At 45.6% G+C, this 24,610-nt stretch carries 15 protein-coding genes and 8 tRNA genes; 19 read left to right on the top strand and 4 right to left on the bottom strand.

Features of this window, described 5'->3' with window-relative positions; genetic code table 11:
• Positions 1-131 precede the first annotated feature (131 nt).
• The 5 genes from uvrY (at position 132) to Q0852_RS11260 (ending at position 6,705) form a co-directional block, all read left to right on the top strand.
• A complete protein-coding gene (gene uvrY, locus Q0852_RS11280) occupies positions 132-776 on the top strand; it encodes a UvrY/SirA/GacA family response regulator transcription factor (protein WP_299018124.1) in 645 nt (214 codons plus the stop codon).
• Positions 776-2,611: an excinuclease ABC subunit UvrC gene (gene uvrC / locus Q0852_RS11275; protein WP_299018123.1), complete on the top strand. Its 1,836-nt coding sequence runs from the start codon at positions 776-778 to the stop codon at positions 2,609-2,611. Before uvrY ends, uvrC begins: the two co-directional genes overlap by 1 nt.
• A 43-nt stretch (positions 2,612-2,654) precedes the next feature.
• Positions 2,655-3,212 (top strand): CDP-diacylglycerol--glycerol-3-phosphate 3-phosphatidyltransferase, encoded by a 558-nt coding sequence (pgsA, locus tag Q0852_RS11270; RefSeq protein WP_299018122.1) that lies wholly within the window; start codon positions 2,655-2,657, stop codon positions 3,210-3,212.
• 235 nt (positions 3,213-3,447) lie between these two features.
• Positions 3,448-3,521: transfer RNA gene (locus Q0852_RS11265), tRNA-Cys, on the top strand.
• A gap of 346 nt (positions 3,522-3,867) precedes the next feature.
• On the top strand, positions 3,868-6,705 hold the full coding sequence (locus Q0852_RS11260) for an FAD-binding and (Fe-S)-binding domain-containing protein (protein ID WP_299018121.1): 2,838 nt from the start codon (positions 3,868-3,870) through the stop codon (positions 6,703-6,705).
• A gap of 93 nt (positions 6,706-6,798) precedes the next feature.
• Here Q0852_RS11260 and Q0852_RS11255 read toward each other — a convergent pair whose 3' ends face one another.
• Together Q0852_RS11255 and Q0852_RS11250 are read right to left on the bottom strand one after the other, a co-directional pair.
• Positions 6,799-7,701 (bottom strand): LysR family transcriptional regulator, encoded by a 903-nt coding sequence (locus Q0852_RS11255; protein ID WP_299018120.1) that lies wholly within the window; start codon positions 7,699-7,701, stop codon positions 6,799-6,801.
• A gap of 234 nt (positions 7,702-7,935) precedes the next feature.
• Positions 7,936-8,958 carry a PTS sugar transporter subunit IIC gene (locus Q0852_RS11250; RefSeq protein ID WP_299018119.1) on the bottom strand — a complete coding sequence of 341 codons (1,023 nt, stop codon included), beginning with the start codon at positions 8,956-8,958 and terminating at the stop codon, positions 7,936-7,938.
• A gap of 972 nt (positions 8,959-9,930) precedes the next feature.
• Here Q0852_RS11250 and Q0852_RS11245 point away from each other — a divergent pair.
• The 10 genes from Q0852_RS11245 to Q0852_RS11200 all read left to right on the top strand — a co-directional run bounded on the left by Q0852_RS11245 (position 9,931) and on the right by Q0852_RS11200 (position 18,807).
• On the top strand, positions 9,931-12,819 hold the full coding sequence (locus Q0852_RS11245; protein WP_299018118.1) for a pyridoxal phosphate-dependent class III aminotransferase: 2,889 nt from the start codon (positions 9,931-9,933) through the stop codon (positions 12,817-12,819).
• A 92-nt stretch (positions 12,820-12,911) separates the two neighbouring features.
• Positions 12,912-14,156: a carboxynorspermidine synthase gene (locus Q0852_RS11240; RefSeq protein WP_299018117.1), complete on the top strand. Its 1,245-nt coding sequence runs from the start codon at positions 12,912-12,914 to the stop codon at positions 14,154-14,156.
• 103 nt (positions 14,157-14,259) lie between these two features.
• Entirely contained in the window at positions 14,260-15,402 is a 1,143-nt protein-coding gene (nspC, locus tag Q0852_RS11235) for a carboxynorspermidine decarboxylase (RefSeq protein WP_299018116.1), read from the top strand.
• Positions 15,403-15,615: 213 nt separating this feature from the next.
• A tRNA-Cys gene (locus Q0852_RS11230) sits at positions 15,616-15,689 on the top strand.
• A 3-nt stretch (positions 15,690-15,692) separates the two neighbouring features.
• Positions 15,693-15,768 (top strand) — tRNA-Gly (locus Q0852_RS11225).
• A gap of 83 nt (positions 15,769-15,851) precedes the next feature.
• A tRNA-Leu gene (locus Q0852_RS11220) sits at positions 15,852-15,938 on the top strand.
• Positions 15,939-16,062: 124 nt separating this feature from the next.
• Positions 16,063-16,136: transfer RNA gene (locus tag Q0852_RS11215), tRNA-Cys, on the top strand.
• A gap of 328 nt (positions 16,137-16,464) precedes the next feature.
• Positions 16,465-16,842, top strand: a complete 378-nt coding sequence (locus tag Q0852_RS11210; RefSeq protein WP_299018115.1) for a hypothetical protein — start codon at positions 16,465-16,467, stop codon at positions 16,840-16,842.
• Positions 16,839-17,102, top strand: a complete 264-nt coding sequence (gene tnpB, locus Q0852_RS11205) for an IS66 family insertion sequence element accessory protein TnpB (RefSeq protein WP_299018114.1) — start codon at positions 16,839-16,841, stop codon at positions 17,100-17,102. The genes Q0852_RS11210 and tnpB overlap by 4 nt, the downstream gene beginning before the upstream one ends.
• A 73-nt stretch (positions 17,103-17,175) precedes the next feature.
• Positions 17,176-18,807 carry an IS66 family transposase gene (locus Q0852_RS11200; protein ID WP_299018113.1) on the top strand — a complete coding sequence of 544 codons (1,632 nt, stop codon included), beginning with the start codon at positions 17,176-17,178 and terminating at the stop codon, positions 18,805-18,807.
• A 48-nt stretch (positions 18,808-18,855) separates the two neighbouring features.
• On the opposite strand, the gene Q0852_RS11195 is transcribed toward Q0852_RS11200, so the two are convergent.
• Entirely contained in the window at positions 18,856-19,110 is a 255-nt protein-coding gene (locus Q0852_RS11195; protein WP_299018112.1) for a hypothetical protein, read from the bottom strand.
• A gap of 843 nt (positions 19,111-19,953) precedes the next feature.
• On the opposite strand from Q0852_RS11195, the gene Q0852_RS11190 reads away from it, so the two are divergent.
• The 4 genes from Q0852_RS11190 (at position 19,954) to Q0852_RS11175 (ending at position 22,415) form a co-directional block, all read left to right on the top strand.
• Positions 19,954-21,861 carry a methyl-accepting chemotaxis protein gene (locus tag Q0852_RS11190; protein ID WP_299018111.1) on the top strand — a complete coding sequence of 636 codons (1,908 nt, stop codon included), beginning with the start codon at positions 19,954-19,956 and terminating at the stop codon, positions 21,859-21,861.
• 168 nt (positions 21,862-22,029) lie between these two features.
• Positions 22,030-22,103, top strand: a tRNA-Cys gene (locus Q0852_RS11185).
• 84 nt (positions 22,104-22,187) lie between these two features.
• Positions 22,188-22,274: transfer RNA gene (locus Q0852_RS11180), tRNA-Leu, on the top strand.
• Positions 22,275-22,341: 67 nt separating this feature from the next.
• A tRNA-Cys gene (locus tag Q0852_RS11175) sits at positions 22,342-22,415 on the top strand.
• Between the two features lie 137 nt (positions 22,416-22,552).
• On the opposite strand, the gene dld is transcribed toward Q0852_RS11175, so the two are convergent.
• Complete coding sequence (gene dld, locus Q0852_RS11170) at positions 22,553-24,259, bottom strand: D-lactate dehydrogenase (protein WP_299018110.1); 1,707 nt, start codon at positions 24,257-24,259, stop codon at positions 22,553-22,555.
• Positions 24,260-24,610 lie beyond the last annotated feature (351 nt).

Genomic DNA, 24,610 nt, shown 5'->3' with positions numbered 1-24,610 from the left:
CAAAATTTGCGCTGAAACACAGAAACAGCATGAGTTCAGATTTCAAGTTGGGGTAAAATTGGGTAATATCAGTAATAGCTATCCTGCCAATTCCGGCTGGGTGCAGAGCCAAATCATATTGGAGATACAGCTTGATTAATGTATTCCTTGTAGATGATCACGAACTGGTTCGCACAGGGATCCGACGTCTTCTAGAAGATGTCCGTGGTATTAAAGTGGTAGGGGAAGCCGACAGTGGTGAAGAAGCCGTAAAGTGGTGCCGTAATCAACATGCGGACATCATTCTTATGGATATGAATATGCCTGGGATCGGTGGTCTTGAAGCTACCCGTAAGATTCTTCGCTTTAATCCCGATGTTAAAATTATCGTATTGACTATTCACACCGAGAATCCGTTTCCGACGAAAGTGATGCAGGCGGGCGCGGCAGGTTACCTTACTAAAGGTGCCGGTCCGGATGAGATGGTGAATGCCATTCGTATGGTTAACAGTGGTCAACGTTATATTTCCCCTGAAATTGCTCAGCAAATGGCCCTGAGCCAGTTTGTTCCGGATTCTGAGAATCCATTCAAAGACCTTTCTGAACGTGAATTACAGATCATGATGATGATCACCAAAGGTCAGAAGGTTACTGAGATCTCAGAGCAACTGAACCTGAGTCCTAAAACGGTTAACAGCTATCGCTATCGTTTGTTCAATAAATTGGATATTAACGGTGATGTAGAGCTAACCCACCTTGCAATAAGACATGGAATGCTAGACACAGAGACGTTGTAGTGTCCGAACCATTTGATTCCAAGAGCTTTCTGGAAACCGTAACTCACCAGCCCGGCGTCTACAGAATGTATGATGGGGTTGGTGAGGTTATTTATGTCGGTAAAGCCAAAGATTTGAATAAGCGTTTGTCCAGCTATTTCCGGGCTAATGTCGCAGGCGAGAAAACTCGGGCTTTGGTGAAAAACATCTGCAAGGTGGATGTGACGGTAACACATACTGAAACCGAAGCCCTGATCCTCGAGCATAACTACATAAAGCAGTACTTACCCAAATATAACGTCCTGCTTCGTGATGATAAGTCCTATCCCTACATCTTTCTGAGTGCAAGTGCTCACCCTCGTCTGACCATTCACCGTGGCGCCAAAAAGCGCAAAGGTGAATATTTCGGCCCGTATCCTGATTCTGGTGCGGTGCGCGAGAGCCTTCATTTGTTGCAAAAAATCTTTCCCGTCCGTCAGTGCGAAGATTCGGTTTACGCCAATCGTAGCCGACCTTGTCTGATGTATCAGATTGGTCGTTGCCTTGGACCATGTGTGAAAGGTCTTGTCAGTGAGGAAGAGTATAAGGAACAGGTCAATTACGTGCGCTTGTTCTTACAGGGCAAGGATCGCCAGGTAATCGCTTCTTTGGTTGAAAAAATGGAGCAAGCGAGTCAGCAGCTGGCGTTTGAAAAAGCGGCAACCTACCGTGATCAGATCCAAGCGTTGCGCCGGGTACAAGAGCAGCAATTTGTCAGTCATGATAGCGATGATGATATGGATGTCATCGGTATTGCCCATGAGCAGGGAATGGCTTGTATACATGCTCTGTATATTCGCCAGGGCAAAGTGCTCGGCAGCCGCAGCTATTTTCCAAAAATGCCGAATGATGCAGAGCTGACGGAAGTGCTTTCAAGTTTTGTCAGTCAGTTTTACCTTAACCAGGCTGAGGGTAGAGTCATTCCGTCGGTGATTTTGCTGGGGGCAGAGCTGGGCGATGAAAAAAGTGTGATAGCCGGAACCCTTAGCGAATTGGCTGGCCGAAAAATTGAATTGAAAACGCACTCCCGAGGGAATCGTGCCCGTTACCTGAAGCTTGCACAAACAAATGCTAGTACCGCGCTGACCAGCAAGTTAAATCATAAGATGACGATTCAGCAACGATTCTCTGCGCTTAGCAAAGCGTTGGCACTGAATAGTCTTGAGCGGATGGAGTGTTTTGATATTAGTCATACCATGGGGGAGAAAACCGTAGCTTCTTGCGTGGTTTTTAACCAGGATGGGCCGCTAAAGCAGGAATACCGTCGGTATAACATTATCGGTATTACCGGTGGTGATGATTATGCGGCAATGGCTCAGGCATTGGCTCGTCGATACGGTAAACAATTGGATCCAGATAAGATTCCCGACATAATTTTTATCGATGGGGGTAGAGGTCAGCTGTCAAGAGCGTATGATGTAGTTAACCCACTGATGGAAGAGTGGCCGAAACGCTCGCTTTTGGTCGGTGTGGCTAAAGGTACGACCCGGAAACCAGGACTGGAAACCCTACTTCTAGTGACGGGAGATGAATTTTCGATGCCATCTGATTCACCAGCATTGCATCTGATTCAGCATATCCGTGACGAAAGTCATAACCATGCGATTAGTGGTCATCGTGCTCAACGAGCTAAAGTCCGAAAACGTAGTGTCTTGGAGGATGTGGAGGGTATTGGCCCGAAACGGCGCCAGGCACTATTGAAATATATGGGTGGGTTACAAGAACTAAAAAGAGCCAGCAGAGAAGAAATTGCCAAAGTCCCTGGTATCAGTAAGTCATTGGCAGATAAAATATATGACGCATTGCAGCACGGCTAGCTTTGCGGCACCCTAATGAAGTCAATCATAAGAACTAAGAATTATGCGTTTAACGATTCCTAATATCCTCAGCTTCATCCGGCTATTGCTTATCCCATTTTTTGTGATCACTTTTTATCTTCCCTATAGCTGGGCTCCGTTCGCAACGGCAATGATCTTTTTTGTTGCAGGTGTGACTGATTGGTTCGATGGTTTCCTTGCCCGTAAGCTAAACCAGACAACCCGCTTTGGTGCTTTTATTGATCCTGTTGCTGATAAGGTGATGGTTGCTACTGCTATGGTACTGGTCGTTGAGCATTACCATTCGATTTGGTTGACAATTCCTGCTGTGACTATGATTGGTCGTGAGATCATCATTTCCGCTTTGCGAGAATGGATGGCAGAGCTTGGCAAACGCTCAAGTGTTGCTGTGTCATGGGTTGGTAAGGTAAAGACTGCTTCGCAAATGTTTGCGTTATTAGTACTGTTGTGGCATCCGACTGAATGGCTGGTATGGACAGGTTATATTGCGTTATATGTCGCAATGGTTCTGACTTACTGGTCAATGTATATCTACCTGAAAGCGGCTAAGCATGACTTGCTGAATTCAGAAGATATCTGATTAAGGCTGAAAGAAAAGCGGCTAAATGGGTCGCTTTTTGTTTCTTTGGCTATATTGCTGTGTATTAGCTCCGTTCTTTGCTGGTCGATTAAGCATCACCCGGACGGTGTTTTGATTAGATTGTCGAAACTTAGAGCGAACGATTGTATTTTTTCATTATTTTAGTGACAGTCTCGTGAGTTTCTGTAAAATGGCGCCCATACCAAACAGGACATTCCTTAACGGTTGTAAAAATGGCGCGTTGGCAGAGTGGCTATGCAGCGGATTGCAAATCCGTGGACCTCGGTTCGACTCCGGGACGCGCCTCCATATTCTTTTTGCTGATTTAATCAGCAAGAAAACAAACAGACCAGCCTAGAGCTGGTTTTTTTGTGCCTGAAATTCGGCTGCAAACTTTCTTACTCATCGATTGGTATTATCTCCTTCACTATTTCCTTCATCTTTTACTTCAAGCAATTAGCTTTTTTGCTCACGTTGTTTCTTTAGTCCTGATTTTAATTGATGCACTTTTTGCAACGAAGAAGTGTATTGATGGCGATATGTCTAATAAAACTCTCTCTATAAAATAGGTCAATAAGACTATATGGCGATCGCTTATAACAATGTTAAAGCCTAGTCTGAATAGAAGAGAAAATTGACGTGTACGGAGCAACAAATGCAACAGCCCTACAACGCATTGGCTGAGCAGTTAAAGGCTCAGATCGATGATAAGCGGATCATTACAGATCCCACCCTTACTTTGGCATATGGTACTGATGCCAGTTTTTATCGTCTGGTACCGAAGCTGATTTTACAGCTTGATACGTTAGATGAAGTTGTGTTTGCCATAAAGGCTTGTTATGGCATGAATATCCCAGTGACTTTTCGTGCTGCGGGAACCAGCCTTTCTGGGCAGGCCTTGTCGGATTCTGTTCTCATTACTCTCACAGATAACTGGCGTAATCATAAGATCTTAAATAACGGCAAACAGATATGGCTTCAACCGGGGGTGATTGGTGCCGATGCCAATAAATACCTGTCAGTTTTTGGCCGTAAAATTGGTCCGGATCCGGCTTCAATAAACACCTGTAAAATTGGTGGTATTGCTGCGAACAATGCTTCTGGGATGTGCTGTGGTACAGCACAAAATAGCTACAAAACACTGGCGGGAATGACCGTTGTGCTTGCCGACGGGACTGTATTGGATACTTTGGAACCTCACAGTGTTGAACGCTTCAGACTGAGCCATTCTCAGCTGCTCTCCGAATTATCTCTTCTGTCTGAAAACTGCCAGAATAACCCGGAGCTGGCAGATAAAATCAGGCACAAATATCGTCTTAAGAACACAACCGGTTATAGCCTAAATTCACTGGTTGATTATGGCGATCCGATAGAAATACTCCAGCATCTGCTGATTGGATCGGAAGGTACGCTCGGCTTTATTGCTGATATCACCTATAACACGGTGATTGATCATGCTTTCAAGGCATCCGGCTTATTCGTCTTTGCAGATATTGAGAAGACATGCCTGGCTGTTAGCGCTTTGAGTAAAACTCAGGTAGCCGCTGTGGAGCTGATGGACAGCCGTGCTCTGGCTTCGGTTGCAGATAAACCTGGTATGCCGGGCTTTATCGCGAAGCTGGGTGAGGAAGGTAATACAGAAGCTGCTGCATTACTGATTGAGCTGCATGGTGAAAATGAGGCTGATTTGTCCTCACAGGCCAGCTCAATAATGGCGCTCATTGAAGAGTTCACCCCAATGGAGCAGGTTTCATTCAGTCGTGATGCCGGTGTTTGTGCCCAGTTATGGGGAATTCGTAAAGGCCTTTTCCCGGCCGTTGGCGCAGTGCGTCAAACCGGTACGACGGTCATTATCGAGGACGTTGCTTTTCCTATTGAGCAGCTGGCTCCGGCGGTGCGCGAGTTGCAGGAATTGTTTGTTAAGTACGACTATCACGAAGCCATTATCTTTGGTCATGCTTTGGCGGGGAACCTGCATTTCGTTTTCACCCAGGCTTTTGATACCGAAAAAAAAGTTGCACGGTATAGTGATTTTATGGATGCCGTTGCCCAATTAGTAGCCGTGGATTACCAGGGATCTTTGAAAGCAGAGCATGGAACCGGGCGAAATATGGCTCCCTTTGTTGAGCTCGAATGGGGCTCTGAAGGCTATGCCCTAATGCAGCAGATCAAACGTATCTTTGACGGTACTGGTATTTTGAACCCTGGGGTAATCCTTAATAGCGATCATCAGGCGCACGTGAAAGATCTTAAGGAAATGCCTGCTGCTGATACGCTCATTGACAAATGTATTGAATGTGGGTTTTGTGAGCCGATCTGTCCTTCGAGGAATTTGTCTCTGACGCCGCGACAGCGTAATACGGTTTACCGCGAAATAAGCAGGCTGCGCAGAACGAATGAAGACCCGGCCCGCTTGGCAGAAATGGAAAAGACATTTCGATATCAGGGAGTGGCAACCTGTGCCGCGACAGGCTTATGTGCGGATCGGTGCCCGGTGGATATTAACACCGGCGACTTGATGCGTAAACTTCGCGAAGATCATTCTGGTCTGGCAAAGGGCATCGCACGTTGGACTGCGGAGCATTTTGATGGCATTACGGCTGTTACCCGAGTTGGTTTGAGTGCCGCAAATGGTATGCATTCTGTGTTAGGTACCAAAAACATGCGAGCCTTAACAAAGGCGGCACACAAGCTGTCTGGTCAAAAAATCCCGCTTTGGACACCGCATATGCCAAGAGCCGCGAAGATGTCACAAGAAGAGCTTACGATCCGTTCTGTCTCTAAGGAAAAGATCGTCTATTTCCCGAGTTGTGCTTCCCGAAATATGGGAACGGAAAAACAGGCGATGGATCCTCGTTCACTCGCTGATGTGACAATTTCTCTATTGGAAAGGGCAGGTTATGAAGTCGTTTTTCCCGATGACCTGAATAGCCAGTGTTGCGGAATGCCATATAAAAGCAAAGGATTTGTTGATACGGCCAACGAGAAAGCTCAGCAGCTGGAAGAGGCATTATGGCAGGCATCGAAGCAAGGGACGTTACCTGTCCTGATGGACACCAGCCCTTGCGCCAGTTTGAGCCGAGATAACTTGCAGCGTGATATCACGATTTACGAACCCTTCCAGTTTGTGGCTGAGTTTGTGATGCCTCGTTTGGATATTAAGCCTCAGGATGAACCTGTTATGTTACATATTACTTGTACGTCACGTCGCAAAGGACTGGCGAATATCATGCAGCGAGTGACAGAAGCCTGTGCCAAGCAAGTGATCATTCCCGAAGATATCCAGTGCTGCGGTTTTGCGGGCGATAAAGGCTTTACTACTCCTGAGCTAAATGAGGCTGCATTATCACCGCTTAAGGCGCAGGTGCCGGATAATTGTAAGGAAGGGTATTCAAATAGTCGTACTTGTGAGATTGGATTATCGGAGCACAGCGGTATCGAATATCGCTCCATTTTGTATCTGGTGGATAAAGTAAGCCAGGTACGGGCTTAATATTTTTTCCGCTAGATTCAGCATGAATTGGTGGGGTAATGTAAGAAAAAGCGTGGCCATTAGCGGCCACGTTTTTGATCTTAAATGACGGTATCAGAACTTATCTTCATGCTGGTGGTAGCATTGATAGAGGTGTTCAATGAATAGTTTTATTTTTGCAGGCTGATGACGAGTATAGGGGTAGATAGCATAGATCCCTAAGCACTTAGCGACTTGATGCTGAAGTACCTCAACCAGCGTACCGGCTTGAAGATCATCGGCAACCAGGACTTTGGGCACATAGACTAAGCCTTGACCGAATAATGCCGCTTTACGCAAAGCAGAGGCATTATTGGTACTGAAGTTGCCCGCGACTTTGACCGTAAAAGGCTCTGATTTTCCTTTGAATAGCCACTCAGTCGCTCCGGTTTCTTGGTAGCTGTAGGCCAGGCAATTATGATTAACCAGATCTTTGTATGATGCCGGGATCTTGTGTCGACTAAAGTAAGCTGGCGCACCGCAAATCACCCAGTGGGCATCTGTCAGACGGCGCGCGATAAAACTGGAATCGGGTAGTACACCGGTTCTTATCGCCAGATCATAGCCTTCTTCTACAATGTCAACAAAGCGGTTATCGAGATCCATTTGAATCGTAATATCCGGGTATTTTTCGCTGAATTCAGCAATGGCCTGCGGCAGGATAAGCTCGCCGGAAATGGTTGGCACCGTCAGTTTTATTGTACCTGAAAGGCTTTCACCTAAGCCGCTAATTGCATCTTCAGCATCCTGGACTGAAAGATAAATCTCACGAGCATGGTGGTAAAAGATCTCGCCTGCTTCAGTCAGGGTTAGCTTGCGGGTCGTTCGGTACAGAAGTTGTACCCCGAGATCGGTTTCAAGCCGTGTTATTCGCTTGCTCACAACTGATTTTGTCAGCCCCACTTGGTCAGCTGCCTTACTGAAAGAGCCTTGCTCTATTAAGTGGTAGAAAATCAGGAAGTCATCCGTGTTTCGCATTATTAGTATATTTTTTGCAACAATTGTTAGGGTTGTTGACATTATGGCAAATAACAGCGGGAAAGTACTGGGAGGAGCATTGGTAATAAAGCCAATGGAGTGTTTTGTCTAACGGATCACATTATTATTCAGTTTGGTATTAATAGTATCGGATGCGATCTTAAAAGTGATTGCAGATGAAAAAGAAGGCTTACCTTAAGGTAAGCCTTATGAGTACAGGGATCGGTTAGTTAATTAGCCATCTGCAAATTGCTGCAAAGGAACACGCTCCGCAAGTAGGCGTTTGTAGATTTGGTTGCCAATAACACCACCGACGACACCAGCAAACGCTGCGGCAACGGTTGCCATAAAGAGTGTTTGTGGTTCGTTGAAGGCGATAGATGCCAGCAGGCCTGGAATTGGAGCGGCACTGCCCGGGGCATCATTGACGATGCCAAAGTAAGCCGCAATAGTGCCAGCCAGTGCACCGCCGATAAAGTTGGACATAAAAATTGGGATAGGGTTGCGAGTGACGATATGGGCCTGAGTTAACGGTTCAAGCATAACGCTCACAGTATTGCTGGATTTGCCCAGCTTCAGGGTATGGAAGATATAACCGTTGGTGAATGAACCGCCAACGCAGGCAATGGCTGCGATTCCCATAGGTAATCCGGTTAGACCAAGCATAGCCGTTAGGGCCATAGAGCTGAGAGGGGAGGTACAGACCATCTTCATCAGGCCGCCCAGCAAGAAGCCCATTGCCAGTGGTGATAGTAATGTGGCTTCGGTGATCATGTTGGCCAAGGTTCCCATCAGCACTTCAAGTGCTGGGCTGATGAAAATCCCGACGAGTCTCGCCAGTGGCGCAAGGGTTAACACACCGACGATAACATCAACACCTTCCGGCAGGTACTTTTTAAATAGTGGTGCGGCAAACGAGAATAGGTAGCCGACAATGAAGCCTTCGAGGATCCCGAGGTTGGCCATCGCCAGGCCTGTAACAATCGCAAACACCGGCTGGACACCCATTCTCAACATGACCAAGGTTGCAGCAGCAATGCCTCCCATGCCACCGACCATGTTGCCGAATTCGGCGAGGTATTCGACGCCGAAGAGATTACCCATTACGAATTTGTGGATAGCCTCAACCAAGAATGTTGCGATGGCAGCGTCAGCCAGTCCACTCATGGCAGCACTACCGTTCGGGGCTTTGAAGCTAAACAGTGAAAATAAGCACAAGGCTGCTAATAAAGCAGCGATACCCAGAATAATTTCCATATTAATTCCTTATTGTCGCTATTGTTGGCGGGGTGGTATTACGCCATAACAAATGAATCTTTTAATAAAAGATAAAAGTGGCAAAAGTCTTGGTGGGGAACCGGGGTCGGGTATCGTGATGTTGAGATGAAGATTGAGCCTTGTCGAAGGCAAGTGGTCGATGATGCTGTACAGACCGTCAGCGTAATGTCTTATTCAAAGATGACAGTAGCCAGCGATAGTCAGTAACTTACCATATAGCAGGAAACGGTTATCCATAACGTTCACCATTGTCGAAGTATGAGTTTAATTTCATCATTGATAAGCTAGCATAATCACTTTGTATGGTTTTTGAACTAATTCATATTCCTATATGAAAGCGGATTTCTATCTGTAGAAGTTGTCACAAAGAGCAAAAATTAAACGATGTTGTATAATTTAGTGGCAACTTTGACCTATAAACAGATTGGTCTTTGCAGAAGGTAATAACCGTTGGCATGAATAACAACAATATGTTACTTTTCTGCGCAATCTCGGGGGGAGAGTTGCTCTGAGAAATATGCGTTGTGATGAATTCGAGCTGATAGTGTCACAACGTGCCGTAGGTACTGGCGAAGTGGTTGTCAGTAGAAGGGCATTAATAGCGTTGTTTGCAGATAATTTGCAGCAGCATATTGAAGGAACCCAACAGTGAATATTCTAACAATGAAAACTCAAATCAGCTTTGTCTTACCTAACTGCAGTATTATTACTGAGCCTTGATATTTCCTTTCTAAATCATTTCAGCGAATTGCTGTAACACTGTTCGCATCATTAGCCGTGGCTGATGGTGTTTGCGTATATCAGCAAGGAATTGATCCCTAAAATTAAAAATTCAACACCTGGTTATTATCATTAACTAGTCAAACGTTTGCGTGGTTGCAATTATTGAATTTTGCTGGGATTTCTTGCGTTTTTGCCATGAGAATATGGCTGTAATCATGGATAACACCTATGAGTAATGTGTTTGATTTAGACGATATCAAGCTGGCTTCAAATGTACCGGTTGTACATGAGTTGTACGATCTTTCGCCGGATGAGCTTCTCTTGAGTCAGGAGCATTATGAGTCTGAAGTTCGTTCTTATCCTCGACGGCTTCCTCTTGCTATTAGGAAAGCATCAGGTGCGCTGGTGGAAGATAGTCGCGGCCAACTTTTCCTGGATTGCCTGGCTGGCGCGGGTACATTGGCATTGGGCTATAACCATCCGGAAATCAATCAGGCGATTATTGATCAGTTGAATCAAGGGTTGCCATATCAAACCTTGGATATAACAACGCCGATCAAAGATAACTTTATCAAAGAGGTTATGAACTTCCTGCCGGATGAGTTTGCGGCTAATGCCCGTATTCAGTTCTGTGGTCCATCTGGTGCTGATGCCGTTGAAGCGGCGATTAAACTGGCAAAGCAGACAACAGGCCGTAATGTAATGGCGGCTTTCCACGGTGCCTACCACGGTATGACCAATGGCACTATGGCGATGATGGGCAATTTAAATACCAAGGCTCGTCGTCAGGGACTAATGTCGGATGTGCATTTCCTGCCATTCCCATATAGCTTGCGCTGTCCGTTTGGCCTGAAAGGTGAAGAAGGGGCCAAGCAGAGTATTCGTTATATTGAACGTATGCTGAGCGATGATGAAAGTGGCGTACAGAAACCCGCCGCAATTATTGTTGAACCTGTTCAGGGGGAGGGGGGCGTTATTCCCGCCCCGGCATTTTGGTTGCGCGAACTGCGTCGTATCACCCGAGAGCATGGTATCTTGCTAATTTTTGATGAAATCCAGTGTGGTATCGGCAAAACGGGTTATCGTTTTGCATTTGAAGAATCTGGCGTAACGCCGGATATTCTTTGTTTATCCAAAGCGATCGGTGGCGGGTTGCCTATGTCTATTCTTGTTTTCGACAAGTCGATTGATACCTGGCTTCCCGGTGAACATACCGGCACTTTCCGCGGTAACCAGCTGGCAATGGCAACTGGCGCTAAGGCTCTGGAAATTATCCGCCGTGATGATCTGGTTGAACATGCACGTAAAGCCGGGCAGTACTTGAAAGAAGGACTGGAGCACATAGCAAAATATACCGATTGTATTGCTGAAGTGCGTGGTAGGGGCTTGATGTTAGGGCTGGAAATCGTTAAGCCTAGTGGTAAGAAGAATAAATTCGGAGAACCTGAAGCTGATCCGGAGCTGACCTTAAATATTCAGCGCGCAGCACTTGAGCGTGGGCTGATTGTAGAAAAAGGCGGCCGTCAGGGGGCGGTATTGCGTTTTCTCCCGCCACTGATCATCAGCTACGAACAAATCGACTTTGCTCTGGAGGCTCTTAGCAAAGCTATCCTTGCTACAGCGGGGCCGGCAAAAGTTACTGAGACGACCTCTGAATCAGAACAGGATAAGTGGCGAGCGCATTTCATCCATACCGGTGAAGCCGGTGCTGAAGGGCTGGAAGCGGCACTGAATCAATCCGCTCTGGTACTAAAGCAGGTTTTCGAAGCAACCGATGCACCATACTCGGGTTTGGAGCCAGAAATATTAAAGCAACGAATTAATGATATTGAGCTGGATAACCAGAAAATGCCGCTGGAACACGTAATTGAGCAGACCGGTGAGCTCATTGCAAAACACTCAATTATGGTTCAGCACCCGAATTGCATCGCACATCTGCATACACCACCATTGCTACCGGCGGTTGCGGCTGAAGCGTTTATCAGTGCTCTGAATCAGTCGATGGACTCATGGGATCAGGCGAGTGCCGCGACGTATGTCGAGCAGAAAGTTGTCGATTGGTTATGCGGCATCTATAACCTGGGAAATAAAGCTGATGGTGTGTTTACCAGCGGTGGAACACAGAGCAACCTGATGGGGCTGCTACTGGCTCGTGATTGGGCTGCCGATACAATTTCTTGTCATAACATCCAGAAAAACGGTCTGCCAGAATATGCTGGTAAGCTGCGTATCCTTTGCTCGAAGAAGTCACATTTTACTGTTCAAAAGTCAGCGTCCTTGCTTGGACTGGGAGAACACTCGGTTGAGTGTGTTGATACGAACCCAGACGGAACTATCAAGTTGGCTTCACTGGTTTCTAGTGTTGAATCGCTCAAGAGTGAAGGACTGATACCGTTCGCTTTGGTCGGTACGGCAGGTACAACCGATCACGGTGCTATTGATGATTTGAACGGCCTGGCTGATATCGCTGAACAGCACAATCTATGGTTACATGTCGATGCTGCATATGGTGGTGCGCTGATTTTGAGCCGCCATAAAACACGCTTGCACGGCATTGAACGTGCGGATTCGCTGAGTGTTGATTTCCACAAACTGTTTTATCAACCAATAAGCTGCGGTGCGGTACTGCTTAAGGATAAAGAGAACTTTAACTACTTGCTACATCATGCAGATTATCTGAATCGTGAAGATGACTTATTACCGAATCTGGTGGATAAATCAATCGTTACAACCAAACGTTTTGATGCGCTGAAAGTGTTGATGACCATGCAGTGTGTGGGAACTCAGGCCCTTGGATCAATGTACGACCACCTGTTGGGACAGACACAGAAAGTGGCGGATATGATTAACCAGTCTGCTGATTTGGAATTATTGGCTGCGCCCTCGTTATCGACTGTACTGTTCCGCCATGTCGGTTTCGGTGCGGTAGATGCTGATCAACTTAACAAGCACTTGCGTATGGAAGCCTTGGTAAAAGGTGTTGCAGTGCTTGGCGAAACAGTCGTTGGCGGTAAAGTCGCTCTAAAGTTCACTATTCTTAATCCGTGCTTAAAGATGTCTGATTTCGAAGGACTACTGAATCAAATTAACCAGCTTGCCCGTTCATTGGCTAGCTAACAGACAATATAACTCTATGTGCTGCTATGGTCCGGCGCAGAACCGGGCCAACAGTAATAGTTATTCAGATTATTAAGGGAAGAAATATAACTATGGCAATTTTACAAATCGGAGCTGGTGGTGTTGGTTGGGTTATTGCGCATAAAGCCGCTCAGAACAACGATGTACTCGGTGATATCACAATTGCGTCACGTACTGTATCTAAGTGTGAAAAGATCATTGATTCAATCCAGAACAAAAACAATCTGAAAGTTCCGTCAAAGAAACTGGAAGCACGTAGTGTAAATGCTGATGATGTTGATGCATTGGTCGCATTGATTAAAGAAGTTCAGCCTGATCTGGTGATAAATGCCGGCCCTCCATGGGTAAACATGACCATCATGGAAGCGTGTTACCAGGCTAAAGTATCATATTTAGATACATCGGTTGCTGTAGATCTGTGCTCGGAAGGCCAGCAAGTACCAGAAGCTTACGATTGGCAGTGGGGGTACCGTGAGAAATTCAAAGAAGCAGGTATCACTGGCATCCTGGGTGCAGGCTTCGACCCCGGTGTAGTCAGTGTTTTTGCCGCTTATGCTGTTAAGCATCTATTTGACGAAATTGACACCATTGACGTGATGGACGTTAACGCGGGTGATCACGGTAAAAAGTTTGCAACTAACTTCGATCCGGAAACCAATATGCTGGAAATTCAGGGGGATTCGTTCTATTGGGAAGATGGCGAATGGAAACAGGTTCCATGTCATACCCGAATGATGGAGTTTGATTTCCCGGAAGTGGGCAGCCATAAAGTGTACTCAATGGCGCATGATGAAGTGCGCTCAATGAAAGAGTTTATTCCGGCAAAGCGTATTGAATTCTGGATGGGCTTTGGTGACCGTTACCTGAACTATTTCAACTGCATGCGTGATATTGGTTTGCTAAGTCCTGAACCGGTCACCCTGCAAGACGGCACGGTAGTGGAACCGCTTAAAGTTCTGAAGGCTATTCTACCCGATCCAACGTCGCTAGCGCCTGGCTATACAGGGAAAACGTGTATCGGTACTTGGGTACAAGGTAAGAAAGACGGTAAAGAGCGCAGTGTGTTCATCTATAACAATGCCGATCACCAGGTTGCTTACAAAGATGTTGAGCACCAGGCCATTTCATACACAACAGGTGTTCCTGCAATTACTGCGGCTCTGCAATATTTCCGTGGAGAGTGGGCTGACGCTGGTGTCTTCAATATGGAGCAGCTAGATCCGGATCCGTTCTTGGAAACAATGCCAGGCATTGGTCTTGATTGGCATGTTGAGGAGCTGGTAGTAGGGCAGCCACTAATCAATATCCTGAAATAATGACTTACGCGGGTTATTTTTCCTGATTGCTGTATAAAGTTATATTTTTAATCATCTTTGATAAAGTCGGTGTTGGCACGACATCGGCTTGTTGGTAATTAAGATGCAGAAAAAAGAGAAAAAAGATTTAAAAACACCTTTCTTCATGATTGATGAAGTAAAGTTGATCGCTAACTTAGAGAAAGCGAGACGTTTGAAAGAGCTGTCTGGCGTGAAATTGGTGCTGGCGCTTAAGTGCTTTTCGACATGGGGCGTATTTGACATTATTAAGCCTTATCTGGACGGTACGACAAGCAGTGCTCCATACGAAGTTAAATTGGGCGATGAAACATTTGGTGGTGAAACACACGCGTATAGTGTCGGTTATAGCGAAGATGACGTGAAGGAAGTCGCTGATATATGCGATAAAATGATTTTCAACTCGCAAAGCCAGTTGGCAGCTTATCGGCATATTGTTGAAGGTAAAGCTTCGCTTGGCCTTCGTCTGAACCCCGGTGTCAGCTATGCCGGGCAAGATTTAGCAAATCCTGCGCGTAAGTTCTCTCGGTTAGGGGTGCAGGCTGCTCACCTTGATCCAAATGTCTTCGATGGCCTGGATGGTGTAATGTTCCATATGAACTGTGAGAACAAAGATGCTGGTGCTTTTATAGCCTTGCTGAATTCAATATCAGAACAGTTCGGACAGTATCTCGATAAACTGGATTGGGTAAGCCTAGGGGGGGGCGTTTTCTTCACATGGCCTGGGTACGAGCTTGAGAAGCTGGCGTTAGCACTGAAAGCGTTTTCAGAAAAGCATGGTGTTCAGTTATATCTTGAACCCGGTGAGGCGATTATTGCCAAGACAACAGATCTGGTTGTTACTGTTGTGGATATCGTAGAAAACGAAATGAAGACAGCGATTGTAGATAGTGCGACTGAAGCTCATCGCTTAGATACGTTAATTTACAATGAACCGGCTGCAGTTGCTGAAGCAAGCGAGGCGGGGGTGCATACTTATGTTATTGGTAGTTGCTCTTGTCTTGCTGGTGATCAGTTTTGTGTTGCTCAATTTGAGCAGCCGCTGACAATCGGACAGCGTTTGCACATTATGGATAGTGCTGGTTATACCATGGTAAAACTGAATTGGTTTAATGGCTTAAGGATGCCTTCTATTTATTGTCAGCGACAAAATGGTAGCATCGAAAAACTGAATGAATTTGGCTACGATGATTTTAAACGTTCATTATCACAGTGGAAGGTGAGCTAGCTGGTTGAGTAAGGCCGCAATGCGGCTTTATGTGATTTTAAAGTGCTGTTGTCAATTTAAGCAAAAATGGCGTTCTTTTTAACTGTAATTGTTGCTTTTTAATCAATCAAAGGAAAAGTTCAATTTTTTTATTGACTCATTATTTAAAATCAGTAAATTACATTCCCGTACCGTAGCGAGATGATTCGTAAGCGGTGTGTCGAAAGACTTTTTGGCGCGTTGGCAGAGTGGCTATGCAGCGGATTGCAAATCCGTGGACCTCGGTTCGACTCCGGGACGCGCCTCCATTTGCGACACTAGCTCAGCTGGTAGAGCGCAACCTTGCCAAGGTTGAGGTCACGAGTTCGAACCTCGTGTGTCGCTCCAAACAATTTGAGATATGGCTTTTAAGCGGTATCGAAGATGGTGTCTGACTTTTCAGTTAACAGCATCGCAATCCAGAATTGCGTGCCCTGGTGGTGGAATTGGTAGACACAAGGGATTTAAAATCCCTCGACGTTCGCGTTGTGCCGGTTCAAGTCCGGCCCGGGGCACCATCTATTAAGTCTGTATTTATACAGCATGCGACACTTGCTCAGTTGGTAGAATGTAACCTTGCTAAGGTTGGGTTCACGCCAAATTTCTTGAAAATCAGGAATATCGTGTGTCGCTCCAAAATATGGCGCGTTGGCAGAGTGGCTATGCAGCGGATTGCAAATCCGTGGACCTCGGTTCGACTCCGGGACGCGCCTCCATCTTATACAAAAAAACCAGCTTATGGCTGGTTTTTTTGTATCTGTAATTTCACCAAAGCGATAAAGTTTAAACTTCTACAAGGTTCAGCCATGTATCATGTTTATTGCAAACACTTAGTGCATACAGAGGCCCGCGATAATTGCTGATGTTAAAAGTAGAGATTGGCGCTTTATCGGTCATTGGGTTAAACATCTTTTCATCAATGAGTTGATAATTTTTGTCGAGCAGTACATGTTTGACAATATAAGTGAGCTTACGGCAGCATAGCTCAACTTAACCAAACTACTCTGGTTTACTTAGTGCGTACCCAATATGAGGAAGAGCACTATGCAGAACCAGGAAAAGCTGAACCAAGCCATCTCCTCTTTCGAGAACTGGCGACAAACCCGCGCCAGTAAACACGTCAATATCCCTGATGAACTACGCCAGCAGGCTGTTAAGCTACTTGAGGATTATCGAATCGGTCAGATCACCAAGGCATTACGGATCTGTACCACTCAACTCAATACTTGGCGCAAGCTATTTCCAGTCGAACAGGCCACCACACCAGACTTTATACCATTGCAGGTTGAGCCTGATTTACAGCACAAGTCAGGCCTGAACCTGCAGCTGATCTTGCCCAATTCAAGTCAAATCCGTATTTGTGGGAATATGTCCCCAGACTTACTGCGGATCCTGATACAGGAAGCCGGAGTGCGGCCATGATCCACCTGACCGCTGATACCAAAATTCTGCTTGCCACTAAACCGGCTGATTTCCGTTGTGGCATTGATGGATTTACCGCCTTGTGTCGTCATCAGCTAAAACAGGCGCCACGTAGCGGAACCTTGTTTGTGTTTACCAACCGCCTGTCCAAAGGTCGCTTTCAGGATTGGCCCCGTCATCATCAGGATGTGGTTGCTCCTTTGGCCGCTAAGCAACTTAAAACCCTGCTGACGGGTCGGTCTGGATGGCAAAGACTATGACCATGTGCACATTCTTCTTAATTGGGTTATCGATCCTCACGATCAATTTGACCGATCATGTGGAGCTGGAATAATGAACGCACCAACAAGTCACTCTACAGGAAATGAGATGACTCAAGAGATTACCGATATCGACGGCGAGGAGTTGGACGGACTGATCCAGCGAGTACAGGAGGCGACGGAGCATAACCTTGCACTGAGTCCACAAGACTGTCAGGTTCTGCTGAAGGCATTAAAAACGCTAGCAGCCCTGCAGGAACGCCTGTCTGATAACGATATCACCTTACATAAGCTGCGTAAGCTGGTTGGCATGGTCAGATCCTCGGAGACCATGGATACCCTGCTTGGTCAGGGTGGCAAAACCAACAAAAAGCGCGGTCAAAAACGTCCTAAACCCAGAAGCACCAAGCCGGGCGCACCGGTGAAGCCAAAAGTCACTCAGCATAAACTGGACGGTCTGAGTAAAGGTGACCTCTGCCGCGAATGTCAGCAAGGTAAGCTATATAAGTATGAGCCTGCAACCATGCTGCGGATCTCCGGCCAAAGTCCGTTCGTGCCAGAGCAACATGTCATGGAGCGGTTGCGCTGCAACGCTTGTGGTCAGTACTTCACTGCCAAGCTGCCTTCAGAGGTGGTTGAGGATGGTGAGCCGGGGCAGATGTATGGCTACAGTGCCCGTAGCCTGATGGCACTGCACAAGTTTTTTGCCGGCGCTCCTTACTACCGCCAGGAGAGTATCCAGGCATTGATGGGAGTAAAGCTGACAGCCTCCACCGTATTTGACCAGACAGAGCTGGTTGCCAATAGTCTGCAACCGGTCTACAAAGTGTTGGCACAAAATGCGGCTAACGCTGTGCACTATTATCTGGATGACACTGGTAACCGGATTTTAAACCAGGTTCCGGTTGAAAAGCCCCAGCGCAACAGCGATAAGCACCGCCTTCGAAGCGGTGTCTACAGCTCAGGCCTGGTTGCCAGCCTGGCTGATGGCCACAATATTGTGCTGTATCAAACTAATATCGGGCATGCCGGAGAGTTTATCGATGAAACCCTGAGTCAGCGAAGATCCTGTCATCCGCCTCCGTTGCTGATGAGTGATGCGTTATCCAGTAATCGTCCGTCACTTGGGTATGAGGTGCAGCACTGCTTGTGTAATAGTCATGGCCGACGCCAGTTCGCAGAAGTTCTGAACCAGTTCCCGGAGGAAGTGGAGCAGGTATTAAAGTGGTACGGGGAAATCTGGCGGTACGATGATGAAGCCAGAGAGCTTAGACTGAACGCAGAACGGAGACTGGCCTGGCATGAAAAACACTCACTTCCGGTGATGAAGCAGATCCGTGACTGGGGTGAGGCTGAGCTGGCAAATGGTAACGTGGAAGAAAACAGCAGTCTTGGTAAAGCGGTTAGTTACTTCAATAAGCACTATGAAGGGCTGACGGCGTTCTGCCGTATTGAAGGCGCACAGTTGGACAATAACCGGGCGGAGCAGGCGCTAAAACTGGTTGCGCGAAACCGTAAAAATGCCATGTTCCACAAGACGCAGGCAGGAGCGAGCATCGCTGATGTGGTGATGTCGATGATAGCGACTTCAGCCGAAGCCGGCATCAATGTGCTGGATTACTTTAATACATTGCAGCGGCTGCAAAGCGAAGTCAGGGCCGCCCCCGAACGGTTCCTCCCCTGGAACTACCAATCTCATATCTGATCAACAGGTTCCGGCTCCGGCTGGAACCGCCCATACCTCTAAATCAAGCTATCTTCCCGTAAGCTCACCAATATAATGATCAAACCCTTGCATCTCATGTCCTGTGACAACCTGAATAAGACCGGCAGATTTATCTATCTCTAGATTAGGTAGGTGACCACCGACTTTTTTGCTCCATCGGCCAGGCGCATCCTTTGTGTAAAAAACTGAACCTGCAAATGGTGAATCTGGAACACCAGCAAGGGCCAATTTAGGGGCAACGATCCCCGCCATGCTAAAGCGAATAAAATCTCTACGGTCCATATACTTTCTCCAAAAATAAATCGGCTTGAATTATTTTGCTTTTAGTTATGGCTGACATAAAAAATAACTTTTAATTTCACAAGGATTTTTTAACATATCAGCACGTTGAATAACTATAGACAGAGTTCAGTAAATGCGCAGGAAAAGAGGTAGCATTGATCGTTTTTGTATGAATGGCCCTTTTGGTGACTGCGTTGTGCTGGAAGCAAAGGCTCTAACCATTTCCATGCTTCGTCAGAAATTTCATACCGTTTCATAACTACTTACCTCAGAACATTAGCATGTGATAAGTATATAAATTTATTAAGAGACACAGCCTAGTACTGTGTGGTTGGCGGTAAATGGTCATGACAGGAACGCGATAAGTCAGATAGTGCCTTTGAGTTCTTGGTTTACCAGTGATGATCTTACTCTTTACCTTTGCCAAGGAGGTGCCTGCGAGTTGCCCATAAAAGTCTGAGTTAAAGTCGTGAAGTTTATTTGGGGCTAATCCTGTCATCAGCACGGTGCGAAAGCGTTAGTGTGGGTGGGGTCCTGCCCCCTGTGTCAGGATAGTTACCTTCATAATTTATTATTACTCACAGGTAAAAGTCTTTTACATAATGATGGATTGATTCTTAATTGGATGTAATTACACTCGCTTTTTTAATGAGGTTAGGAACTTAACTCACATCTGATAAGCGCATTAATCGGTGAGAGGTATGTCTATCAAGCGTAGTACGGGTTATTTGGCTTGCGCATATACCTATTGAGAGTTTGATATTATTGCAATGTTGTCCATAGGGATAGTGGTACACTTTTCATTGTTAGCCTTTTTTTTCGTCCTGATACAGGTTAAGCAAAATGAAATCCCTTGGATTTAAAAATACCATTGTCACCACTGTGGTGGCATTAGTTGCCGTCTCTTTGTTAGCATCGAACTGGCTGGGCTATATTCATCTCAGAGATAGTACTGTTGAGGGTATTAATACTAAATCGTTAGCTATTATTGAGTATGAGGCTGAAACAATTGAAGCCTGGTTTCAGGCTAAATCGAATGCAATCCAGTCTTTGGCAAGCAATTATAAAGCTGGAATCATCGGTGATAACTACGTCAATACTGCTAAATTAACCGTCGATAGTATTGGCTTCAGTGATGTCGTCTTCGGTTTGGATGACGGTCGTGCGTATTCAACCACTATAGATGATGTTTGGGTTGAAGGTGTTGCGAATCCAGAAAAATATGACCCTCGAACTCGTCCTTGGTATCAACAAGGCAGAGCAGCAAGCGGCTTACAGCTGACAGATATCTATACCGACTCAGGTACTGGTGAGCAGGTTATCTCTATCGTGAAAAGTCTCGGAGATGGTGTGGTTATTGGTGATATTGAACTGTCCATTTTAGCCGATACCGTAAATAACGTTAATTTTCCGGGCGCGGTCACCGCAATTATGGATGTGACGGGAAAAGCGTTGGTCTCCAATTCTCCCGTGTTAACGGCTGGTACTCAGTTTACCGATGTTGGAATGACAGGTGTTCAGCGTGCTATGTTATCTCAAGACATAAGTACTCTACCTTACACGCTTAACGGAGTAGATAAATTATCGTTCACTAAAGCGATTGATCTGGTTAATGGGCAGAAATGGTATCTCTTTATTGGTGTAGATAAATCGATAGCTTATGCAGCAATTGATGAGGCACTAACAAGTGCGATTATGACCTCCGTCATTATGCTTGCTGTTGTCATTTCTCTTGTTCTTGCCACATTAAATGTTCTCTATCGTCCTATCCTTTCACTCAAAGATGTCATACTCGATTTGTCACAAGGTAATGGCGATCTTACGCGCCGGTTGCCTGTAACCAGTAATGATGATCTGGGGCAAATTTCAGGCGGGATCAATACCTTTATCGGTAACCTGCAATCATTGATGCTGGAAGTCTCACAATCTTCTGAACATATTTCACGTAGTATCGACCAGCTTAAAAATCAAACAGACTCTAATCATGACGTGTTAACTGCTCACACAACAGAAACTGAGCAAATTGTTGCTGCGATTGAGGAGATGAGTGCGACGGCTAATGATGTGGCGAGAAATGCATCTGAAGCATCACAATTTACACAGAAAACTAATTCACAAGTTACGGAATCGAGAAGCGTTGTCACCGGTGCGACAAACACAGTATCCCAGCTTGTTGATGAAGTTGAAAACACAGCTGTCAGTATTGAAGAAATCGGAAAGGATACGTTAGATATCACCAACGTACTGAACGTTATTGGTGAAATTGCTGATCAAACGAACTTGCTGGCACTGAATGCTGCCATTGAAGCAGCTCGGGCCGGAGAACAAGGCCGAGGCTTTGCTGTGGTTGCTGATGAAGTCAGGGCTCTTGCTGCCAGAACGCAGACTAGTACGGCTGAAATTGAACAAACACTAAATAAGTTACGTAGTGGATCTGAGACCGCTATTTCAGCAATGGGTATTACGAAATCAACCTGCGAAAAAACGGTTGAAAGTACGTCGTTGGTGGCAAATGATCTTGATGGGATAACTCAATCAGTTGTTCAGATTAATGACTTGAATACACAAATTGCGACGGCGGCTGAAGAGCAAAGTTCTGTTGCGGATGAAATTACCCGTAATATGACAGCCATTCGTGAAATTGTGGGTGAGTTATCTGCAAATGGTGTGGCAGCAACAAATGAAACCATAAATCTGGCTGCGGTCAACAGTCAATTGGAGTCGGTTGTAGGGAAATTCAAGTTGCAGTAAAAAATAATGCCGCCTTGTTATGCGTTATCTTTGTTCGGAGTGGGTGGGTAACAGCCTTTGTGGATTGGTTTTTAACCACCTGAATAAAAACAATAATTTTTTTATTGACTCATTTTCAGAATCCAGTAAAGTACGCTTCGTTCTCACGGGGAAACTCGTGAAATCAAAGGCGCGTTGGCAGAGTGGCTATGCAGCGGATTGCAAATCCGTGGACCTCGGTTCGACTCCGGGACGCGCCTCCATAAGATATTAAGATATGGCTTTTTAGCGGTATCGAAGATGGTGTCTGACTTTTCAGTTAACAGCATCGCAATCCAGAATTGCGTGCCCTGGTGGTGGAATTGGTAGACACAAGGGATTTAAAATCCCTCGACGTTCGCGTTGTGCCGGTTCAAGTCCGGCCCGGGGCACCATCTAATATTTATCGTCACCATAGGCGATAAAGCTAAGCTAAGCAAAGCTATGCTTAGTTACAGATATGGCGCGTTGGCAGAGTGGCTATGCAGCGGATTGCAAATCCGTGGACCTCGGTTCGACTCCGGGACGCGCCTCCATCTTATTCAGAAAAACCAGCGAAAGCTGGTTTTTTTGTATCTGGGGCTCTGATAGAGCTTCCCTCGAAATTTTCAGTTTGGTATGAGAGTGATTAACTCATAAAAAAGGCCAGAGCATTATGCTCTGGCCTTGCGTTTTAATGGCAGCAGCTGCAATTTCGCTTGTATTTGCTCATCTTGCCAATACCCGGGTTAAAGGTGTTGGTTGGATCCAGCTTATGATAGAAGTCCTGCAATGTGTTTTCGGCCTCATAAAGGTGGCCAACGTTATGTTCCGCAGGGTACTTCGCTCCTTTTTGCTGAAGTAGTTCCAGCATTAGCGATTTCATTTTCTTGGTGTCAGTGCCTTTCTTGAAGATATAGTCCTGATGGAACACATGGCACATAAAATGACCGTAATAGAGCGATGTCACCATATTTTGGGTTATCTCTTCTGGCAGCTTTTCTACCCAGTCACGGTCATTACGGCGAAGGGCTATATCCAGAGCTAGTATCTCTTCTACGTCTTTTCTGTGGATGGTCTCATAACGGATGGCAGCACCTGCTGCGGCAAAGCGATGTAGCAGTGCTTTTTTACCTTCGTCGGCAGTACAGGCAAAATAGCTACCGCCTGAGCCTTCTCCCCAATGCTTATCCAGATATGCTTTTGCTTCATCAATACCCGCGTCACTCATTTTTAAGATTAGGTGGTGTTGATACTTGTTACGGAAATCCAGCATACGTTTTGGTAGGTGCTGAGGGAATAATTTGCTCACATAGTACAAAATGGTGTCAGGCAAGTATTTGTTAATAAAAGGAATACGGCCTAAAAAGTTCTCTACTTTTGCTTTTAGTGCAAAGAACATAGGAAGACTTTCTGTACCTAAGTGATTGATAGAAAGAAAAACATCTTTACCGTATTTTTCTGCCAGGTTAAATATATCGCGGTGCATATACTCGCCCATTTCTGGCAAATTGCTAAAGTTGGATAAGATATCCCTTCTTAGCTGAGTCAGTTTGTCGGCATCATCGGTACCAATATAAAAAACCTGCTCTTTTTCAGGAACAGGGTAGCTATCAACTCGGACTGCAAAAATACCTAGTTTGCCCGCGCAACCACTTGCCTCATATAGTCGGCGTTCATCGGCGTTAAATCTAGATGGAATATCAGAGTCTACATCACGAATGCGATCTTCATATTCGCGGTCCGAAGCCATACCCACATCATGCTGGATATTTTCAGGTTTAATATTACCGTTTTGAATATTAGTTAAAATTTCTTCAGGGGTTTCACCTAGCCCGTCTATTCCCAGATGGTTAACTAAGTGCAATTTGCCTTCTTTATCTACCTGAGCGAATAGTGATAGCTCAGTATATGCCGGCCCGCGTTTTACCAGTGCACCGCCAGAGTTATTGGCAATGCCGCCTACAACCGTTGCTCCAATAGAAGAGGAGCCAATTACAGAGTGTGGTGCACGCTTTACTTGCTTTAGTTCTTTTTCCAGGCTGTGCAAGCTTGTACCAGGCAGGCATATTGCTTGTTTGCCACCATCCAAAAGGTGAATTTGCTTCATTCGGGTAATATTGATGATCACCACGTCTCTGTCGTAATCATTGCCGCTTGGAGCTGAACCTTCGGTTAGCCCCGTTTTTGCTGCCTGCATAATAATAATGCAGTTTGATTCAACACATGCCTTAATGATATTCCATTGTTCCAGTAAGGTAGTCGGAAATACGACTGCAAGTGCTTCGCCTCTCCCTGAGCGAAAGCCTGAACGGTAATATTCGGTTTCTTTAGCACGGGTTAAAACGTTTTTTGCTCCAACAAGTGATTGGAACTCTTTTATCAGTGTATGGGTTTCCATAACTATCCTTTACTGCTGTGTGTCTAATATCGTGACAGTTTAAACATTTATATATCTGCTCATCCATGCCGATTATATTTGCTTGTGTTTTTTTCTTGGTATAAATGTTTATGCGATATTAGCCTGTTCTGTGTTTTGTTTAATAAAAACATAATGATAGCTAGGTGTTTTTTGGAGTGATGCTACGTACTATTCATTTTTGTGCAACGGTAAGTTTCAAAAGTGCCAATAAATAACAATCAATAAAACACATTTTTTGCTCAATCTAACTATGGGTCGTGATGCCAACTTGGTGATTTGAACTATAGTTTAGTTATTTGTCGAGTTATCGGGTGATCTTATGGCGACACT

This window comes from uncultured Photobacterium sp. (assembly GCF_947502415.1).
In the GTDB taxonomy this organism is placed as follows: Bacteria; Pseudomonadota; Gammaproteobacteria; order Enterobacterales; family Vibrionaceae; genus Photobacterium.
The sequence above is the reverse complement of the archived record's forward strand: the minus strand, read 5'-3'. Positions and strand labels throughout refer to the sequence as shown.

Bases quoted from the DNA above. Each gene is read 5' to 3' on its own strand.
- Q0852_RS11240 (WP_299018117.1), top strand. From the start codon at position 12,912: ATGGCAATTTTACAAATCGGAGCTGGTGGTGTTGGTTGGGTTATTGCG.
- Q0852_RS11250 (WP_299018119.1), bottom strand. From the start codon at position 8,958: ATGGAAATTATTCTGGGTATCGCTGCTTTATTAGCAGCCTTGTGCTTA.
- Q0852_RS11260 (WP_299018121.1), top strand. From the start codon at position 3,868: ATGCAACAGCCCTACAACGCATTGGCTGAGCAGTTAAAGGCTCAGATC.
- Q0852_RS11195 (WP_299018112.1), bottom strand. From the start codon at position 19,110: ATGGACCGTAGAGATTTTATTCGCTTTAGCATGGCGGGGATCGTTGCC.
- Q0852_RS11200 (WP_299018113.1), top strand. From the start codon at position 17,176: ATGAACGCACCAACAAGTCACTCTACAGGAAATGAGATGACTCAAGAG.
- Q0852_RS11190 (WP_299018111.1), top strand. From the start codon at position 19,954: ATGAAATCCCTTGGATTTAAAAATACCATTGTCACCACTGTGGTGGCA.
- Q0852_RS11245 (WP_299018118.1), top strand. From the start codon at position 9,931: ATGAGTAATGTGTTTGATTTAGACGATATCAAGCTGGCTTCAAATGTA.
- tnpB (WP_299018114.1), top strand. From the start codon at position 16,839: ATGATCCACCTGACCGCTGATACCAAAATTCTGCTTGCCACTAAACCG.
- pgsA (WP_299018122.1), top strand. From the start codon at position 2,655: ATGCGTTTAACGATTCCTAATATCCTCAGCTTCATCCGGCTATTGCTT.
- Q0852_RS11210 (WP_299018115.1), top strand. From the start codon at position 16,465: ATGCAGAACCAGGAAAAGCTGAACCAAGCCATCTCCTCTTTCGAGAAC.
- nspC (WP_299018116.1), top strand. From the start codon at position 14,260: ATGCAGAAAAAAGAGAAAAAAGATTTAAAAACACCTTTCTTCATGATT.
- dld (WP_299018110.1), bottom strand. From the start codon at position 24,259: ATGGAAACCCATACACTGATAAAAGAGTTCCAATCACTTGTTGGAGCA.
- Q0852_RS11255 (WP_299018120.1), bottom strand. From the start codon at position 7,701: ATGCGAAACACGGATGACTTCCTGATTTTCTACCACTTAATAGAGCAA.